Raw genomic sequence first — 17,849 nt, forward strand, 5'->3', positions numbered from 1 at the left:
AGCGATCAAAGAGGCTTCTTCCAATGCCCCCCTGCATAAACCAAAATTTAAAAAAACGACCATTTGCGGCTAATCATCTACCTTTTGTCTGAATTATCGTCACCACAAAGGATTACCAACCATAAATGTGCTGTATTAATAATGTCGTTAAAATTCTCTCCTGTAGTAAACTTTATCTGTTTAATAAAAAAGAGAGAATTGAACGATATATTTTACTCCGAATATTGAATAATATAAATTTGAAGGAAAATATTATGCCAGTCACTTTAAGCTTCGGTAATCATCAAAATTATACGCTTAATGAAAGTCGGCTTGCTCATCTGTTAAGCGCAGATAAAGAAAAAGCAATCCATATGGGGGGCTGGGATAAAGTCCAGGATCATTTTAGAGCGGAAAAAAAGGACCATGCGCTGGAAGTGTTACACTCCATCATTCACGGGCAGGGCCGTGGTGAACCTGGAGAGATGGAAGTTAACGTAGAGGATATAAATAAAATTTACGCCTTTAAACGGCTACAACATCTGGCCTGCCCGGCTCATCAGGATCTGTTTACTATCAAGATGGACGCTTCTCAGACACAATTTTTACTTATGGTCGGCGACACGGTGATCAGCCAAAGCAATATTAAGGACATCCTTAATATATCAGATGATGCAGTGATAGAATCTATGAGTAGAGAGGAGAGACAATTATTTTTACAAATATGTGAGGTGATTGGTGCGAAGATGACCTGGCACCCGGAATTACTTCAGGAGTCGATTTCTACTCTACGAAAAGAAGTGACGGGCAATGCACAAATCAAAGCGGCGGTTTATGAGATGATGCGTCCCGCAGAGGCTCCAGACCACCCGCTTGTCGAATGGCAGGACTCACTTACTGCAGATGAAAAATCGATGCTGGCCTGTATTAATGCCGGTAACTTTGAGCCTACAACTCAGTTTTGCAAAATAGGTTATCAGGAGGCACAAGGTGAAGTCGCTTTTAGCATGATGCATCCGTGCATCTCCTATTTACTACATACCTATTCGCCGTTTGCAGAGTTTAAACCAACAAATTCCGGTTTTTTAAAAAAACTTAATCAGGATTATAACGACTATCATGCAAAAAAAATGTTTATTGATGTAATTCTTGAAAAGCTATATCTAACCCATGAACGTTCTTTGCACATTGGTAAAGATGGGTGCAGTCGTAACATATTACTGACATAAAGATAGTCAGTAATATAACTAATTTAAAATCCGGCTGCCTGCCGGATTTTTCATAGCAGCAAGTATAATCATACCGCGTAAGGACAATCACCCTTCATGCAGCCCGCACTCGCGCTTCAGTCCGAAGAAGCGTGTCTCTTCTTCCGCCATACCCGGCTCCCATTTGCGGGTGGTGTGCGTATCGCCCACCGACAGATAGCCCTGATCCCACAGCGGATGGTATTTCAGGCCGTGCTTTTGCAGGTACTGGTAAACGGTACGGTTATCCCAGTCGATAATCGGTAGCACTTTAAACACGCCGCGCTGGATAGCGAGAACGGGTAAATGCGCGCGGCTGCCGGACTGCTCGCGACGCAGACCCGCAAACCACGTCTGCGCTTTCAGCTCTTTTAGCGCCCGGTTCATCGGCTCGACTTTGTTGATGTCATTGTATTTCTCAATGCCCTCAACGCCCTGCTCCCACAGTTTGCCATAGCGCGCCTCCTGCCAGGCTGGACTTTCGCCCGCGCGGTAAACTTTCAGGTTGAGTTTGAGTTTGTCCGTTAACTCATCAATAAACTGATAGGTTTCCGGGAACAAATAGCCGGTATCGGTGAGGATCACCGGGATATCCGGGCGAATCTGGTTCACCAGGTGCAGGCTCACCGCCGCCTGGATGCCAAAGCTTGAGGAGAGCACATATTCGCCGGGCAGATTTTCCAGCGCCCAGGCCACGCGTTCTTCGGCAGTCAGCGTTTCCAGTTGAGCGTTGGTTTCCGCCAACGCCAGTACGCGATCGACTTTTGGCAGGTCGTTCAGGGCATTTAGATCGAGTTTGGACATAAGTTCCTCGCGGTATACCTTGCCTGATGGCGCTTCGCTTATCAGGCCTACGCGGGCGGTAGGCCGGATAAGGCATTTATGCCGCCATCCGGCAATTTAGGTTATTCCCAGAAATCACGCGCGGGATCGAGCACCGGGCGAATGATGCCCGCACGCACCGTAAAGTCGCCGAAGCCTTCACCCGCTTCACGCTCTTTCGCCCAGCGCCCAATCAGTTCATCCAGCGAGGCCAGAATATCCGGCTCGGTGATATTTTCTTGATACATCCGTGGGATACGTGTCCCAATACGGTTGCCGCCAAGATGCAGGTTATAACGACCAGGCGCTTTCCCTACTAAGCCAATTTCCGCCAGCATCGCGCGACCACAGCCGTTCGGGCAGCCGGTCACGCGCATCACGATATGCTCATCAGGAATATCGTGTTTTTCCAGAATCGCTTCCACTTTGTCCGTGAACGACGGCAGGAAACGCTCGGCTTCCGCCATTGCCAGCGGGCAGGTCGGGAACGATACACAGGCCATTGAGTTTTCACGCTGCGCGCTCACCGCATTCATCAGCCCATGATCGCGCGCCAGCGTCTCGATTTTCACTTTCTGGCTTTCCGGCACGCTGGCAATAATCAGGTTCTGGTTAGCGGTGATACGGAACTCGCCCTGATGAATCTTCGCGATCTCCAGCAGGCCGGTTTTCAGCGGGCGCCCCGGATAATCCAGGATACGACCGTTTTCGATAAACAGCGTCAGGTGCCAGTTGTTGTCGATCCCTTTCACCCAACCGATACGATCGCCGCGACCGGTAAACTCATACGGGCGGATCGGCTCAAATTTGATCCCCGCGCGACGCTCGACTTCCGCTTTAAACGTCTCCAGTCCCACGCGCTCAAGGGTGTATTTGGTTTTGGCATTTTTCCTGTCGGTACGGTTACCCCAGTCGCGCTGCGTCGTCACTACCGCTTCGGCCACCGCCAGGGTGTGCTCCAGCGGTAGATAGCCAAACTCGCTGGCCGTACGAGCGTAGGTTTTCTTATTACCATGCTCAATAGACAGACCGCCGCCGACCAGCAGGTTAAAGCCGACCAGCTTGCCGTTCTCGGCAATCGCCACAAAGTTCATGTCGTTGGCGTGCAGATCGATATCATTTTGCGGCGGGATCACCACCGTGGTTTTGAACTTACGCGGCAGATAGGTTGCACCGAGGATCGGTTCTTCGTCAGTGGTCGCGACCTTCTCCTGATCGAGCCAGATCTCCGCATACGCACGGGTGCGCGGCAGCAGATGTTCGGAGATCTTCTTCGCCCACTCGTAGGCTTCCGCGTGCAACTGCGATTCGTACGGGTTGGAGGTGCACAGCACGTTACGGTTCATGTCGTTAGCGGTTGCCAGCGCATCCAGCCCCACCGAGTGCAGCATCTGGTGCACCGGCTTGACGTTCTTCTTCAGAATACCGTGAAACTGGAAGGTCTGGCGGTTGGTCAGACGGATACTGCCATAAATCGTGTTATCCGCCGCGAATTTATCGATCGCCTGCCATTGCGTCGTAGTAATCACCCCGCCCGGCAGACGGCAGCGCAGCAGCATGGCGTGGCGCGGCTCCAGCTTCTGCGCCGCACGCTCGGCGCGAATATCGCGGTCATCCTGCTGATACATGCCATGAAAGCGTATTAGCAGGAAGTTGTCGCCTTTAAAACCGCCGGTGAGACCGTCGTTCAGATCTTCCGCAATGGTACCGCGCAGGTAGTTGCTTTCCAGCTTCATGCGCTCGGCATCGGACAGTTTACCTTCGACCACCAGTGGGCCTGGATGTTTTTCGCTCATTAGTAGACATCTCGCTGATAACGGCGCTCTACGCGCAGCTCACTTAAATATTCATCTGCCGATTCGAGGTCCATACCGCCGAATTCAGCGATCACTTCCAGCAATGCTTTTTCGACATCTGCGGCCATGCGCCTGGCGTCGCCGCAGACATAAATATGCGCGCCATCATTGATCCAGCGCCACAGCTCGGCGCCCTGTTCACGCAGCTTGTCTTGTACGTAAATTTTTTCTTTTTGATCGCGTGACCAGGCCAGATCGATACGGTTCAGCACGCCTTCTTTCACGTAGCGCTGCCACTCCACCTGATAGAGGAAATCTTCGGTAAAGTGCGGGTTGCCGAAGAACAGCCAGTTCTTGCCTTCCGCCCCTTCCGCCGCACGCTGTTGCATAAAGGCGCGGAACGGCGCGATGCCGGTGCCGGGGCCAATCATGATCACCGGCGTCTGCGGGTTAGCTGGCAGGCGGAAGTTATCGTTATGCTCAATAAAGACGCGGACTTCGCCCTCTTCTTCCACGCGGTCGGCGAGGAAGCTGGAAGCGCCACCGGCGCGGGCGCGGCCTTCAATGTCATAACGAACCACGCCAACGGTGACGTGGGCTTCGTTTTCAGTTTCCGCCTGCGAAGAGGCGATAGAGTACAGACGCGGCGTCAGCGGACGCAGCAGGTCGATTAGCGCCTGAGCATCCAGTTGCGCCGGAGAGAAACGCACCATATCAACAATGGGCGTGGTCGCGGCGTAGTGCTGGAGCTGCGCTTTATCACCCACTAATGGCAACAGCGACTCACTGCGCGTCAGGGTCGCGTAGTTCTCAACAATGTTGGCGGTATTCACCGTCAGCTCGAAGTGCCACTCCAGCGCTTCGGCGAGCGGCAGGGTTTTACCATCAACCGTCACCGGCTCATCGCCTTTCAGCCACAGCAACTCAACCAGCTCCTTCACCAGAGCTGGATCGTTCTGATACCAGACGCCCAGCGCATCGCCCGGCTGGTAACGCAGACCGGAGTCACCTAAATCAATCTCAATATGACGAACGTCTTTTTCCGAGTTGCGACCGGTGATTTTCTGATTCACAGAGAGGGTCGCGGTCAGCGGCGCGTCTTTGGTATAGGGGCTGGTGTGGATGTCGTTTACCGCGCCAGTAGCGACGGATTGCGAAGGTGCCGCGACAGGTGCGCGGGACTTCAGAACATCAACCACGCGGGCGCGCCATTCGCTGGCAGCTGCCTGATATTCAACGTCAGCATCGACACGGTCGAGCAGACGTTCACCGCCCAGTTCCGCCAGTTTGCTGTCGAAATCTTTTCCGGACTGGCAGAAAAATTCATAAGAGGTGTCGCCGAGGCTAAACACGGCAAAAGCGGTGTTTTCCAGTTTCGGCGCTTTTTTCGAGAACAGGAATTTATGCAGAGCGACGGCCTCTTCCGGCGGCTCGCCTTCTCCCTGGGTGGACGTCACTATCACCAACAGTTTTTCACTGGCAATCTGTTTGAATTTGTAGTCGCCGGCGTTCACCAGTGTCACATTAAGGTTGGCCGCCAGCAGATCATCACGCAGCGCTTCCGCCACACGACGCGCATTGCCGGTTTGCGAAGCGGAGATAAGCGTAACCCCCGGCATCTTCCCCTCAGGAGCAGGCGTGACGGCAACAGCGCCTGAGCGCGGGTTCAGTACGCCCCAAAAATAGCCGGAGACCCAGGCAAGCTGTTCGGGAGTAAGGTCGGTTGTCGCGGCCTGAAGGCGCGCCAGTTGCTCCGGATTAAGCGGAAGCAACCCAGTCAGTGGAGCCGGTGTCGTCATGCGTCGTTATGTTCCAGTAAGCAAAGCGGATCTATACACAAAATCATTCAAGTTCGCCGTAAGCTGAGCGCGCCCCAGGAGCGTACATAAATACGTGACTGGGGTGAGTAAGCGCAGTCAACACAGATGCGGCTTGAAAGATGAAATGTATAAGCGATAAATCCCAAACTGAGGATAAGGTTAACGGTGAGAGGAATAACAATTAAAGAAGGGTTGGAAATAACAAATAACCAAATGAACTAACCTGTTTTAGTTATCGTGATTAACGCCAAAATCGATTTTATAAATGATTGATAATTATTAAATTTTCTGGAAATTCTTAAATTAATTGCCCGTCACAAGGCGGAGAATGGTTTTAGTTAATGATAAAAAATGCGCTTTCCGGTACCCTACGGCGGTTTTTTTATTGCCTGAGAGTTCATCATGTCCACCACGTTGTATAAAGATTTCACCTTTGAAGCCGCTCACCGCCTGCCACACGTGCCTGAAGGGCATAAGTGCGGCCGCCTGCACGGACACTCGTTTATGGTGCGTCTCGAAATTACCGGTGAAGTCGATCCGCATACCGGTTGGATTATGGATTTCGCGGATCTCAAAGCGGCGTTTAAACCGACTTACGATCGTCTTGATCACTACTATCTCAATGATATTCCAGGGCTGTCCAATCCCACCAGCGAAGTGCTGGCAAAATGGATTTGGGATCAGGTTAAGCCCGTCGTGCCGCTACTGAGCGCCGTGATGGTGAAAGAAACCTGTACAGCCGGCTGCGTCTATCGCGGCGAATAAGGTTTATTAACGCGTGGGCTGGATGGCAGATTGATTCCAGCCTATCCACACGACGTTTCATCAGTGAAAACATTGTCCAGCGCGTGGTGTTAAAAGCGCAGTACATCACCGGTTGCAGGTGCGGTTATTTCCGGTAGCCACAACCGCCCCCAGGCCCCTGTACAGTGACAACCGCATAGTTTTTCAGGTTTTTGTTCTTGCAGAAAGCGCCTGACTCGCCACAGCGTGAACGGTGATGCGCAGCGGAGATGAAATCCGCCGACAAGCGCGTAAATCCGCTTTATACCGGTAATGTTCTGACAGTGCCGGACAATATTTGCGATCCCCCGATGCCCGCATCCCGTAATGATGACTAATCCTTTTGTCGATTGATAAATCAGTACGCCCTCATCCAAAATAGAGTCCGGCTCCGCATCGTGGCCGCCAAAAATGCCGTAGGCTTCAGGCGCGACCACCGGTATTTCCCCTGACCAGATAAAGTTTTCGCCAATCGGCAGGGGGTCACGCGTGTACATCATTCGATAGCGTGAATAGTCCACCTCACGCGACAATTTTTTTATTTTTCGGGTAATACCGAGAAAAGTCATTGCCGCATAACGTTCACGCGCAATATCGGGATGGCAGATGATTCGACTGTTATCAGGAAGCCACGGCACGCCGCCGCAATGATCGTAATGACCATGCGAAAGCACCACAGCAGACACATCGGACAGGTCGATCCCCATCGCCAACGCGTTTTGCATAAAACTGCCATCAGGGCCGGTATCGAACAAGATAGACGTAGACTCATCCTCGACCAACAGGCTTAACCCTGGCCTGGCCTTCAACGATTTATCCGCTCCAGCCCCCTTATGATTTTCGAGCAATACCCTGATCCTTAACGCCATGGCCTTCTCCTGTATAAAAGCCTCCCCGGAAAAACGCGGCCTTTTTACTTTACAGGTTTGTAGCAGCCATTACTGGTACACAGATTATGATTATGCAACGGTTATCCCCGCTGGCGCGGGGAACACGTCGGTGTTTTTAATTCCACCAGCACTGTTGCCGGTTTATCCCCGCTGGCGCGGGGAACACCGCCATGCACGATTAGCTAACTGCATTTGTGTCGGTTTATCCCCGCTGGCGCGGGGAACACCGTATCTGCTGACCTGCTATTTACATGCCCGCCGGTTTATCCCCGCTGGCGCGGGGAACACATCATGCTCACGGATACCCGGTGCATGTGTAGCGGTTTATCCCCGCTGGCGCGGGGAACACAATCCGTTTCGCGTCCACGAACTGCGCGGCGCCGGTTTATCCCCGCTGGCGCGGGGAACACCTTGATGCCAGCGGCGCTAATTGCTCTTTCAACGGTTTATCCCCGCTGGCGCGGGGAACACGGTTGCCCAATTGTCACTATGCATAAGCGAGTCGGTTTATCCCCGCTGGCGCGGGGAACACAATAATTATGTCGGATTCCGCTCTTCCGGAGGCGGTTTATCCCCGCTGGCGCGGGGAACACGTACGAGCCGTCAGCGCCAGTAGTCTGCGCTGCGGTTTATCCCCGCTGGCGCGGGGAACACTCTAATCGCTTCCGGGGTTCCCTGAATTTCCGCGGTTTATCCCCGCTGGCGCGGGGAACACGGTTTCGGTAGTTTTCGCTGTGCGCCCGTAAACGGTTTATCCCCGCTGGCGCGGGGAACACGCGCATCCCACAGTAAAAACTGTATATCGGCCCGGTTTATCCCCGCTGGCGCGGGGAACACTTGCCTATGCCTGGCACTCTAAAGCGGTGCGCCGGTTTATCCCCGCTGGCGCGGGGAACACTCGTGGGGAGTCTGAGGCATACGGCTGTACGCCGGTTTATCCCCGCTGGCGCGGGGAACACGTTGCCGTAGTACTTCATCAAAAAGGCTCTGACGGTTTATCCCCGCTGGCGCGGGGAACACGCCACCCGGACAACAAAATGTATCCCGATTATCGGTTTATCCCCGCTGGCGCGGGGAACACTTCGCGCTGCGGCTTGCCATGCCGAAATACTGCGGTTTATCCCCGCTGGCGCGGGGAACACTTGCGGCGCTTCTGCCGAAAACTGGATATAAACGGTTTATCCCCGCTGGCGCGGGGAACACGTTTCTGCGCTCCTCTTGTTTAATCGGGTGAGCGGTTTATCCCCGCTGGCGCGGGGAACACCAACTGGACGCTGATGAACCAGTGGAACGATACGGTTTATCCCCGCTGGCGCGGGGAACACGCGGCCTGGACAGCCAGGGTACGTTCGGACGACGGTTTATCCCCGCTGGCGCGGGGAACACACTAAACGTATATCATTGTTTATAAACTACTTTTTGTCAGCACCACATTCTACCAACATAATCGCAACAATTTAAATTATTAAAGAACAGCTAATTTGCTGATTTTGATGCAAAAAAGTTCATAGAATGATTTTTTCTTTAAATTTACCAAAATAGCGTGATCCGTGCATCGCTATGGAAAAATTTATCAGCGCTTTTATACACTCATCGAAATTCACATAGAGAAAATAAACAATGCAAGGTAATGGATGAGTCACAGACGGCATCGGCAGGCCGTCTGTAAGATTAGTAATGCATCAGGCGATATTTAAATATTTATGCGTTTGCATAGACAGCCGCCAGTTACGTGCAATACACGTTTCAATACACAGACGCGTCGCGTCTTCTTTCTGGCTAATGGGCTGCAAAGCAATCACGCGCGGTTTATCATCGCTCAACGTGGCTAACAGTTCATCCAGCGCCTCAATATCACGAACTCGCCCAACGGGATGCTTGATTTCATTGGCGCGCTCCAGCGCCTGGGAAAGCACGTCATATCCCCCGCGCATATTCACTTTTGGTGAAACCGTGACCCAGGTATTGGGCGTACAGCGCACTTCATGCGTCCCGCTGGTTTCAATCTGGCAACTAAAACCACTCTTTTCAAGCAGATCGGTGAGCGGCATGAGGTCGTGAATACAGGGTTCGCCACCGGTGATGACAACGTGACGCGCGGTATAGCCCTGACGATTAATTACTGCCAGCAAGTCTTCACTGCTCGCAGCACCCCATTTGTCGCTCTCTTTGGTTTTTGCCAGAATGCTGAACAGAGACACTTCCCGATCGCTCAGTTTATCCCAGGTATGCTTAGTATCACACCAGGCACAGCCGACCGGACATCCCTGTAAACGAATAAAAATAGCGGGGACGCCGGTAAAATAACCCTCGCCTTGTAGGGTCTGGAACATCTCGTTAATCGGGTACTGCATAGCGTTCTCTGTTAAGGGGATAATCGTTAATTATTGCAGATTTCGTCTGCCCGGTCATGCGCAGCGGCTGCGCTATTGAACCGATACAAAAAAACCCGCCGAAGCGGGTTTATACGTTAAGAGGTAAAAGCAGGATTACGCCTGGCCTTTGATCTCTTTACGACCGTTGTACGGTGCTTTTTCGCCCAGAGCTTCTTCGATACGAATCAGCTGGTTGTATTTAGCAACACGGTCAGAACGGCTCATAGAACCGGTTTTGATCTGGCCTGCAGCGGTACCAACAGCCAGGTCAGCGATGGTAGCGTCTTCAGTTTCGCCAGAACGGTGAGAGATGACAGCAGTGTAGCCAGCGTCTTTCGCCATCTTGATTGCAGCCAGAGTTTCGGTCAGAGAACCGATCTGGTTGAATTTGATCAGGATGGAGTTAGCGATGCCTTTCTCGATGCCTTCTTTCAGGATTTTGGTGTTGGTTACGAACAGGTCGTCACCAACCAGCTGGATTTTGTCGCCCAGTACTTTGGTCTGGTATGCAAAACCGTCCCAGTCAGACTCGTCCAGACCATCTTCGATGGAAACGATCGGGTACTGTTTGGTCAGTTCTTCCAGGAAGTGGGTGAATTCTTCGGAGGTGAACGCTTTGTTGCCTTCGCCAGCCAGAACGTATTTACCGTCTTTGTAGAATTCAGATGCTGCGCAGTCCATCGCCAGGGTGATGTCTTTACCCAGCTCGTAACCAGCCGCTTTAACCGCTTCAGCGATAACAGCCAGCGCTTCCGCGTTGGAGCCCAGGTTCGGCGCATAGCCGCCTTCGTCACCCACAGCGGTGTTCATGCCTTTGCCTTTCAGCACTTTTGCCAGGTGATGGAAAACTTCAGAACCCATACGGATGGCTTCTTTAACCGTTTTCGCGCCAACCGGCTGGATCATGAATTCCTGGATGTCGACGTTGTTGTCAGCGTGCTCGCCGCCGTTGATGATGTTCATCATCGGAACCGGCATGGAGTATTTGCCCGGAGTGCCGTTCAGTTCAGCAATGTGCTCGTACAGCGGCATACCTTTAGCGGCAGCAGCAGCTTTGGCGTTAGCCAGAGAGACAGCCAGAATGGCGTTTGCACCGAAGTTAGATTTGTTTTCAGTACCGTCCAGGTCGATCATGATTTTGTCGATGCCAGCCTGGTCTTTAGCGTCTTTGCCAAGAATAGCCTGAGCGATCGGGCCGTTAACCGCGCCAACAGCTTTGGTTACGCCTTTACCCAGGAAACGGGATTTGTCGCCATCGCGCAGTTCCAGCGCTTCGCGGGAACCAGTAGAAGCACCTGACGGAGCCGCCGCCATACCTACGAAACCACCTTCCAGGTGTACTTCAGCTTCAACAGTCGGGTTACCACGGGAGTCGATGATTTCACGACCGATGACTTTAACGATTTTGGACATTAGGTTTTCCTCAAGTCACTAGTTAAACTAAAACTTCAGACAAACGGTGCACCGCTGAGGGTGCACCGCCGTTCTAACTTTTTTACTTCGCCTGACGTTTCTGATGCTCGTTGGCGGCTTTAACAAAGCCGGCGAACAACGGATGTCCATCACGCGGCGTGGAAGTAAATTCCGGATGGAACTGACAGGCCACGAACCACGGATGATTCGGTACCTCAATGATCTCGACTAACTGATCATCACCGGAACGGCCTGCGACACGCAGACCCGCTGCTTCAATTTGTTTCAACAACATATTGTTGACTTCGTAACGATGGCGATGACGTTCAACAATCGTCGACGCGCCGTACAACTGACGTACCAGACTGTCATCGCTAAGCTGGCACTGCTGCGCGCCCAGGCGCATGGTGCCACCCAGATCGCTCTTCTCGCTACGGACTTCAACGTTACCGTCTTCATCGCGCCACTCGGTAATTAACGCCACAACCGGGTACTTACAGTCTGGCACAAATTCCGTTGAGTTGGCGTTGTCCATGCCGGCCACGTTACGAGCGAACTCAATCAACGCAACCTGCATCCCCAAGCAAATGCCCAGATAAGGAATATTGTTTTCACGCGCATAGCGCGCAGTGGCGATTTTACCTTCAACGCCACGATAGCCGAAGCCACCGGGGATCAGGATAGCGTCCAAATCTTTCAGAATTTCGACGCCGCGCGTTTCAACATCTTGCGAATCGATCAATTTGATGTTGACGGTAACGCGGTTTTTCAGACCACCGTGTTTCAGCGCTTCGATCACTGACTTATAGGCATCCGGCAGTTCAATATATTTGCCGACCATGCCGATAGTCACTTCGCCTGCCGGGTTCGCTTCTTCGTAAATGACCTGTTCCCATTCAGACAGGTTAGCTTCCGGACAGTTCAAGCTGAATCGTTTACAAATATAATCATCAAGCCCCTGAGATTTCAACAGGCCTGGAATTTTATAAATGGAATCGACATCTTTCATTGAAATAACGGCTTTTTCCGGCACATTACAGAACAATGCAATTTTTGCACGCTCGTTGGCAGGAACCGCGCGATCGGAACGACAAATCAGAATATCGGGCTGAATACCGATAGACAGCAGCTCTTTCACGGAGTGCTGAGTCGGTTTAGTTTTCACTTCGCCCGCAGCCGCCAGGTAAGGTACCAGCGTCAGGTGCATAAACAGCGCGTGTTCACGACCGATATCTACCGCCAATTGACGAATCGCCTCAAGAAACGGCAGCGATTCGATATCACCGACGGTACCGCCGATTTCCACCAGTACCACATCGTGGCCTTCGCCACCTTCCAGCACGCGCTCTTTAATCGCGTTAGTGATGTGAGGGATTACCTGTACGGTTGCGCCCAGATAGTCGCCACGGCGTTCTTTACGCAGAACGTCGGAGTAGATGCGGCCAGTCGTGAAGTTGTTGCGGCGAGACATCTTGGTGCGGATGAAACGCTCGTAGTGCCCCAGGTCCAGGTCGGTTTCAGCGCCGTCTTCAGTAACGAACACTTCCCCGTGTTGGATTGGGCTCATAGTACCCGGATCGACGTTGATGTACGGATCCAGTTTCATGATGGTCACGTTGAGACCACGGGCTTCCAGAATGGCTGCGAGGGAGGCTGCGGCAATGCCTTTACCCAGAGAGGATACGACCCCGCCGGTCACAAAAATATAGTTCGTTGTCATGCGGAACCTGAGAAGTTAGGTTTAAAAGACGATGGAATAACCAGGACGGGAAAGCAGTATACCCGAACATGACCTACGCCACAAACTTTCATTATTCCTCCTCTTCGTCAGGCTGACATTCACACAGGGAGGGAGAAAATAGCCCCTTTGAGGTAAATGTTTTTGACGTAAATCAAGCGCTTGTTATTTAAAAAATCACACAAATCGCTCTTGACCGCCTAAAACCTTTAGAGATCAATTTCCTGGCGTTTTACTTCCTGCCAAACTTCTTCCATTGTTTCCAGGTCCACCCCGGTCATTTCCAGGCCTCTGGCGGCGACAATACGTTCAACTTCGCGAAAACGACGTTCAAATTTATCGTTCGCTTTTTGCAAAGCGAGCTCCGCTTTCGTACCTAAATGACGCGCCATGTTGACCGTGGCAAAGAGCAAATCGCCCATTTCCTCTTCCAGTTTAGCCTGATCAACAACCGCCTGCCGCGCCTCGAACATCACCTCATCGATCTCTTCATAGACCTTATCGACGACCGGTCCCAGCGTCGTCCAGTCAAAGCCCACGTTTGAACACCGTTTCTGGATTTTTTGCGCGCGCATTAAGGCCGGTAAACTGCGCGGAATATCGTCCAGCGCGGAATGCTGCGCTTTTTGCGCGCGCTCTTCCGTTTTGATTTGCTCCCAGCGAGCTAAGACTTCTTCGCTATTATCCGCGGAAAGCTCGCCAAAAACATGCGGATGGCGGCGCTCCAGCTTGTCGCTGATGGCAGCGCAGATATCATTAAAATCGAAGCGGCCTTCTTCCTGCGCCATCTGCGCGTAAAACACCACCTGGAACAACAGGTCGCCCAGTTCGCCGCGCAAATCGTCAAAATCCTCACGCGCAATCGCATCCAGTACTTCATAGGTTTCTTCCAGCGTATAAGGCGCGATGCTGGCGAAGGTCTGCTCTTTATCCCACGGGCAGCCGTTTTCCGGGTCACGCAGGCGCTGCATGAGGGTGAGAAGACGGTCAATTTGATGGTTAGTTGTCATGGTTTTTAATCGGTTGTAAATACCAGCGACAATTGTAACGTATTATTCTTAACCATTCACGCACAGAGACACTACGGTAACGCCTATATAATAAAATATATTGTTAACAGGTGTTGAATGCTACCTTCCCCGTATAACTTTAAAATTATTAATCGATACACAACAATATAATAATCATATAACTAATTTATTAAAAAAACAGATATTTGCACCAGGCATTATAAATAACATCAATTAAGTAAAAAAAATTATGCAAACACTATAAGCACCCCACCCAAAGAGACTTCCCTTTCAAAAAAATAAATTATTTCACTTTTACGGAAAAACGAGTAGCATGCACGCCAGTTTAATATTCAAAAAAGACCGCTTTTTTGTTTTTTCTGGAACATACATGAAATAAATATATTGAAAGTATTACATATAATATTCTATGAGCAGGTGCGATCATTCAGCTCATAAGAATATACTCATAAAAATGTAGAAATATAATATTTTTATTATGACCTATTTTTTACCCAAAGCCCGCAGCATGGCTCTATGCCGCATATCCCTTGGTATACGCGTACAAAATGTTGCCATAAAACACGTTAATTAAGGATAACACGATGAAGTCATCTCATTTTTGTAAACTGGCAGTAACTGCATCTTTAGTTATGGGAATTGTCTCCGGCGCTCAAGCCGCGGGTAGCAACACAGCGAAGGTCACTTTCCTTGGTAATATTGTTGATTCCCCCTGCTCTGTCACATTGGATACGGAAGATCAAACAGTCAATATGGGTTCAAGTATCGGTAATGGCACGCTGAGTAATGGTAAAACGACCATCAACAATGCCCGTACCTTTCATATCGATCTTGAGGGTTGTACCTGGGCTACCGAGAAAAATATGAATGTGGTATTCACTACAGGTAGTGGAACCACAGCGGCTACAGGCGCCACGGATAATCTCGCGCTGATGAAGACTGACGGCACTGGCGCTATTAGCAACGTAAGCCTGGCAATCGGCGATGCTGGCAAAAACAATATCAAACTGGGCGATACCTATACACAGGCCATTGCGGACCTGGACGGAGACAGCATCCTTGATGAGAAGCAAAGCCTGAATTTCACCGCCTGGCTGGTTGGCGCAGCAACCGGCACCGTAGGCACAGGTGAATTCAGCAGCGCCGCCAACGTCACTATCTCTTACCTGTAATTCAGTTAACAGAGTCACGACGATAATACCCTGCCGCTTTAGGTAGGGTATTCCTGTTGAGTTTTATTGCGGAATATATTTGATGAATAACACATGGAAAAGTGTTCTTTGCCCAATAGCGTGCGGAGTGGGAATGCTTCTAAGCGTCTCCCCTTATAGCGCGTCAGGCAAAGACATCGAATTTAATACCGATTTCCTCGATGTAAAAAATCGCGATAACGTTAACATTGCACAGTTTTCTCGTAAGGGTTTTATTCTGCCAGGCGTCTACCTCTTACAAATTAAAATTAACGGACAGACTCTGCCGCAGGAATTTCCTGTTAACTGGGTTATTCCAGAACATGATCCACAAGGAAGTGAGGTTTGCGCAGAACCAGAATTAGTTACGCAATTGGGTATAAAACCGGAACTCGCGGAAAAACTCGTCTGGATAACGCACGGCGAACGACAATGTCTGGCGCCAGATTCACTGAAAGGCATGGATTTTCAGGCTGACCTGGGACACTCCACGCTGCTGGTGAATTTACCCCAGGCGTATATGGAATACAGCGATGTCGACTGGGACCCACCCGCCCGCTGGGATAATGGTATTCCCGGCATCATTCTGGATTACAACATTAATAATCAGCTCCGCCACGATCAAGAAAGCGGCAGCGAAGAGCAAAGCATCAGCGGCAACGGGACGTTAGGCGCGAACCTGGGCGCATGGCGACTGCGGGCCGACTGGCAGGCCAGCTACGACCATCGTGACGATGACGAGAACACTTCTACCCTCCACGATCAGAGCTGGAGCCGCTACTACGCCTATCGCGCACTACCGACGCTCGGGGCCAAACTTACGCTGGGCGAAAGCTATCTCCAGTCCGATGTTTTCGACAGCTTTAACTATATCGGTGCCAGCGTCGTTTCTGACGATCAGATGCTGCCGCCGAAACTGCGCGGCTATGCGCCGGAGATCGTGGGCATTGCGCGCTCTAATGCAAAAGTCAAAGTCTCCTGGCAGGGGCGCGTACTGTATGAAACGCAGGTGCCCGCAGGACCGTTCCGTATTCAGGATCTCAACCAGTCCGTTTCCGGTACGTTGCACGTCACCGTGGAAGAGCAGAACGGTCAGACCCAAGAGTTTGACGTTAACACCGCATCGGTTCCCTTCCTGACGCGCCCCGGCATGGTGCGCTACAAGATGGCGCTGGGCCGCCCGCAGGACTGGGATCATCACCCCATTACCGGCACATTCGCCTCGGCGGAAGCTTCGTGGGGGGTCACCAACGGCTGGTCGCTCTATGGCGGCGCAATTGGAGAAAGCAACTATCAGGCCGTGGCGCTGGGAAGCGGTAAGGATCTTGGCGTGGTGGGCGCGGTGGCGGTGGACATTACGCACTCCATCGCCCACATGCCGCAAGACGACGGGTTTGACGGCGAAACTCTGCAGGGTAACTCATATCGCATCAGCTACTCCCGTGACTTTGATGAAATCGACAGCCGACTAACCTTTGCCGGATACCGCTTCTCAGAAAAGAACTTTATGAGCATGAGCGACTATCTGGATGCGAAAACCTATCATCATCTCAATGCCGGTCACGAAAAAGAACGCTATACGGTCACCTATAACCAGAACTTCCGTGAACAGGGCATGAGCGCCTATTTCAGCTACTCACGCAGTACCTTCTGGGACAGCCCGGATCAGAGTAACTATAACCTGTCTCTTTCCTGGTACTTCGACTTAGGGTCGATAAAAAATCTCAGTGCGTCGCTGAACGGCTATCGCAGCGAATATAACGGTGATAAAGATGATGGCGTCTATATCTCGCTGTCTGTTCCCTGGGGCAATGATTCCATCAGCTACAACGGTACGTTTAACGGTAGTCAACACCGTAATCAGCTCGGCTATTCCGGCCACAGCCAGAACGGCGATAACTGGCAGCTTCACGTCGGGCAGGATGAACAAGGCGCGCAGGCAGACGGTTATTACAGCCATCAGGGCGCGCTGACGGACATCGATCTGAGCGCGGATTATGAAGAAGGATCGTACCGTTCACTGGGCATGTCGCTGCGCGGCGGCATGACGCTGACCACCCAGGGCGGCGCGCTACACCGGGGAAGTTTAGCGGGCAGCACACGTTTGCTGGTTGATACCGACGGCATTGCGGACGTCCCCGTTAGCGGTAACGGCTCGCCAACCTCAACCAACATTTTCGGCAAGGCCGTGATTGCGGATGTCGGAAGCTATTCGCGCAGCCTGGCGCGTATCGATCTGAACAAATTGCCGGAGAAGGCGGAAGCTACTAAGTCGGTTGTGCAGATCACGCTCACCGAAGGCGCCATCGGCTACCGCCACTTTGACGTGGTCAGCGGCGAGAAAATGATGGCGGTTTTCCGGCTGGCAGACGGCGACTTCCCACCTTTCGGCGCCGAAGTGAAAAACGAGCGCCAGCAGCAGTTGGGCCTGGTGGCCGATGACGGCAACGCCTGGCTGGCGGGCGTAAAAGCCGGGGAAACATTGAAAGTCTTCTGGGATGGCGCGGCGCAGTGTGAAGCATCACTCCCGCCCACGTTTACACCGGAGCTATTGGCCAACGCGCTATTGCTGCCGTGCAAAATGCTGGAAGGTCAGCCCCCCACCGCACCGCAGAAAAGTTCTCCGCTGCCTGCGCAACCGCTAATCCAGGAACATACGCAAACCGATGGCCAACCGGCCGCGCCGGTGGCGACAACCACTCAAACCCCGCCCATACCGCTGGCTGACAACCATGCGGTGAATCGCAAGGATATGGAATAAAGGG

Annotated in this window: 12 protein-coding genes and 1 CRISPR repeat array; of the genes, 4 read left to right on the forward strand and 8 right to left on the reverse strand. The window is 51.9% G+C overall.

Annotated elements, in window-relative coordinates:
* Positions 1 to 254 precede the first annotated feature (254 nt).
* On the forward strand, positions 255 to 1,208 hold the full coding sequence (sopD, locus tag ACLJPQ_RS16360) for an SPI-1 type III secretion system effector SopD (protein ID WP_080184765.1): 954 nt from the start codon (positions 255 to 257) through the stop codon (positions 1,206 to 1,208).
* Between the two features lie 87 nt (positions 1,209 to 1,295).
* On the opposite strand, the gene cysH is transcribed toward sopD, so the two are convergent.
* From cysH to cysJ, 3 genes are all read right to left on the reverse strand, one after another.
* Positions 1,296 to 2,030, reverse strand: a complete 735-nt coding sequence (cysH, locus tag ACLJPQ_RS16365) for a phosphoadenosine phosphosulfate reductase (protein ID WP_000039832.1) — start codon at positions 2,028 to 2,030, stop codon at positions 1,296 to 1,298.
* Between the two features lie 101 nt (positions 2,031 to 2,131).
* Complete coding sequence (cysI, locus tag ACLJPQ_RS16370) at positions 2,132 to 3,844, reverse strand: assimilatory sulfite reductase (NADPH) hemoprotein subunit (protein ID WP_080184766.1); 1,713 nt, start codon at positions 3,842 to 3,844, stop codon at positions 2,132 to 2,134.
* Complete coding sequence (cysJ, locus tag ACLJPQ_RS16375) at positions 3,844 to 5,643, reverse strand: NADPH-dependent assimilatory sulfite reductase flavoprotein subunit (protein WP_000210912.1); 1,800 nt, start codon at positions 5,641 to 5,643, stop codon at positions 3,844 to 3,846. The genes cysI and cysJ overlap by 1 nt, the downstream gene beginning before the upstream one ends.
* Positions 5,644 to 6,066: 423 nt before the next feature.
* Between cysJ and queD the strand changes: the two genes are divergently transcribed.
* Positions 6,067 to 6,429 (forward strand): 6-carboxytetrahydropterin synthase QueD, encoded by a 363-nt coding sequence (gene queD / locus ACLJPQ_RS16380; RefSeq protein WP_000108313.1) that lies wholly within the window; start codon positions 6,067 to 6,069, stop codon positions 6,427 to 6,429.
* Between the two features lie 89 nt (positions 6,430 to 6,518).
* Here the strand turns inward: queD and ACLJPQ_RS16385 are convergent, their stop codons facing one another.
* The 5 genes from ACLJPQ_RS16385 to mazG all read right to left on the reverse strand — a co-directional run bounded on the left by ACLJPQ_RS16385 (position 6,519) and on the right by mazG (position 13,873).
* Positions 6,519 to 7,316, reverse strand: a complete 798-nt coding sequence (locus ACLJPQ_RS16385; RefSeq protein WP_001208007.1) for an MBL fold metallo-hydrolase — start codon at positions 7,314 to 7,316, stop codon at positions 6,519 to 6,521.
* Positions 7,317 to 7,413: 97 nt separating this feature from the next.
* Positions 7,414 to 8,723: direct repeats of the CRISPR family, unit length 29 nt; unit sequence CGGTTTATCCCCGCTGGCGCGGGGAACAC.
* A 296-nt stretch (positions 8,724 to 9,019) separates the two neighbouring features.
* The gene (gene queE / locus ACLJPQ_RS16390; protein WP_001199961.1) at positions 9,020 to 9,691 is read right to left on the reverse strand and encodes a 7-carboxy-7-deazaguanine synthase QueE; all 672 of its coding nucleotides are present in this window, start codon (positions 9,689 to 9,691) and stop codon (positions 9,020 to 9,022) included.
* A 135-nt stretch (positions 9,692 to 9,826) separates the two neighbouring features.
* A complete protein-coding gene (eno, locus tag ACLJPQ_RS16395; RefSeq protein WP_000036734.1) occupies positions 9,827 to 11,125 on the reverse strand; it encodes a phosphopyruvate hydratase in 1,299 nt (432 codons plus the stop codon).
* Between the two features lie 82 nt (positions 11,126 to 11,207).
* Positions 11,208 to 12,845, reverse strand: a complete 1,638-nt coding sequence (pyrG, locus tag ACLJPQ_RS16400) for a glutamine hydrolyzing CTP synthase (RefSeq protein WP_000210863.1) — start codon at positions 12,843 to 12,845, stop codon at positions 11,208 to 11,210.
* Between the two features lie 227 nt (positions 12,846 to 13,072).
* Positions 13,073 to 13,873 carry a nucleoside triphosphate pyrophosphohydrolase gene (gene mazG, locus ACLJPQ_RS16405; RefSeq protein ID WP_000210454.1) on the reverse strand — a complete coding sequence of 267 codons (801 nt, stop codon included), beginning with the start codon at positions 13,871 to 13,873 and terminating at the stop codon, positions 13,073 to 13,075.
* 605 nt (positions 13,874 to 14,478) lie between these two features.
* Between mazG and ACLJPQ_RS16410 the strand changes: the two genes are divergently transcribed.
* The gene (locus ACLJPQ_RS16410) at positions 14,479 to 15,066 is read left to right on the forward strand and encodes a fimbrial protein (protein ID WP_000842511.1); all 588 of its coding nucleotides are present in this window, start codon (positions 14,479 to 14,481) and stop codon (positions 15,064 to 15,066) included.
* A gap of 82 nt (positions 15,067 to 15,148) precedes the next feature.
* The gene (locus tag ACLJPQ_RS16415; RefSeq protein ID WP_071586544.1) at positions 15,149 to 17,845 is read left to right on the forward strand and encodes a fimbrial biogenesis outer membrane usher protein; all 2,697 of its coding nucleotides are present in this window, start codon (positions 15,149 to 15,151) and stop codon (positions 17,843 to 17,845) included.
* Positions 17,846 to 17,849: the final 4 nt, after the last annotated feature.

This window comes from Salmonella sp. SAL04213, assembly GCF_046550535.1.
In the GTDB taxonomy this organism is placed as follows: Bacteria; Pseudomonadota; Gammaproteobacteria; order Enterobacterales; family Enterobacteriaceae; genus Salmonella; species Salmonella enterica.

Coding starts and splice junctions, on each gene's coding strand:
- cysH (WP_000039832.1), bottom strand. CDS start 2,030: ATGTCCAAACTCGATCTAAATGCCCTGAACGACCTGCCAAAAGTCGAT.
- pyrG (WP_000210863.1), bottom strand. CDS start 12,845: ATGACAACGAACTATATTTTTGTGACCGGCGGGGTCGTATCCTCTCTG.
- ACLJPQ_RS16410 (WP_000842511.1), top strand. CDS start 14,479: ATGAAGTCATCTCATTTTTGTAAACTGGCAGTAACTGCATCTTTAGTT.
- queE (WP_001199961.1), bottom strand. CDS start 9,691: ATGCAGTACCCGATTAACGAGATGTTCCAGACCCTACAAGGCGAGGGT.
- ACLJPQ_RS16385 (WP_001208007.1), bottom strand. CDS start 7,316: ATGGCGTTAAGGATCAGGGTATTGCTCGAAAATCATAAGGGGGCTGGA.
- queD (WP_000108313.1), top strand. CDS start 6,067: ATGTCCACCACGTTGTATAAAGATTTCACCTTTGAAGCCGCTCACCGC.
- eno (WP_000036734.1), bottom strand. CDS start 11,125: ATGTCCAAAATCGTTAAAGTCATCGGTCGTGAAATCATCGACTCCCGT.
- ACLJPQ_RS16415 (WP_071586544.1), top strand. CDS start 15,149: ATGAATAACACATGGAAAAGTGTTCTTTGCCCAATAGCGTGCGGAGTG.
- cysI (WP_080184766.1), bottom strand. CDS start 3,844: ATGAGCGAAAAACATCCAGGCCCACTGGTGGTCGAAGGTAAACTGTCC.
- cysJ (WP_000210912.1), bottom strand. CDS start 5,643: ATGACGACACCGGCTCCACTGACTGGGTTGCTTCCGCTTAATCCGGAG.
- mazG (WP_000210454.1), bottom strand. CDS start 13,873: ATGACAACTAACCATCAAATTGACCGTCTTCTCACCCTCATGCAGCGC.
- sopD (WP_080184765.1), top strand. CDS start 255: ATGCCAGTCACTTTAAGCTTCGGTAATCATCAAAATTATACGCTTAAT.